The organism is Mesorhizobium sp. M8A.F.Ca.ET.207.01.1.1 (assembly GCF_004794715.1).
Taxonomy (GTDB): domain Bacteria; phylum Pseudomonadota; class Alphaproteobacteria; order Rhizobiales; family Rhizobiaceae; genus Mesorhizobium.
The window spans coordinates 1-404 of the sequence record NZ_SRUS01000139.1 but is presented as its reverse complement, the minus strand read 5'-3'; the positions used below and the strand labels follow the sequence as shown (position 1 = coordinate 404).

The following is a 404-nucleotide window of genomic DNA, read 5'->3' as shown; positions in this document are numbered from 1 at the left end:
GCGCATCGGTGCCGGCCTGCTGGCGCTCGGCCTGCAGCCTGGCGAACGGGTGCTGGTGCAGCTGGGCAACACCGCAGGCTTCATCACCACGGTCTGCGGCCTGTTCCGGGCCGGCCTGGTGCCGGTGTACGCGCTGCCGTCGCACCGCATCACCGAGCTGGCGCACTTCGCCAACAAGGCCGAAGCCAGTGCCTACATCACCACGGCACTGCACGATGGCTTCGATAATCGCGGGCTGGCGCGGGCACTACAGGCCGAGGTCCCGGCAGTGCGCCATGTGGTGATCGACGGCGATGCGGCGGAGTTCTTCGGGCTGGAGGCGCTGCAGGGTGACCGCAGCCAGCTGCCGCCCGATCCGGATCCGCAGTCGGTGGCGTTCCTGCAGCTTTCCGGTGGTAGTACCG

The 404-nt window shown here is 69.3% G+C and carries 1 protein-coding gene; it reads left to right on the top strand.

Annotated features, from left to right (window positions below; genetic code table 11):
• Positions 1-404, top strand: a 404-nt coding sequence (locus EN850_RS33875; RefSeq protein ID WP_145973024.1) for an AMP-binding protein, incomplete at both ends; no start/stop codon positions are given.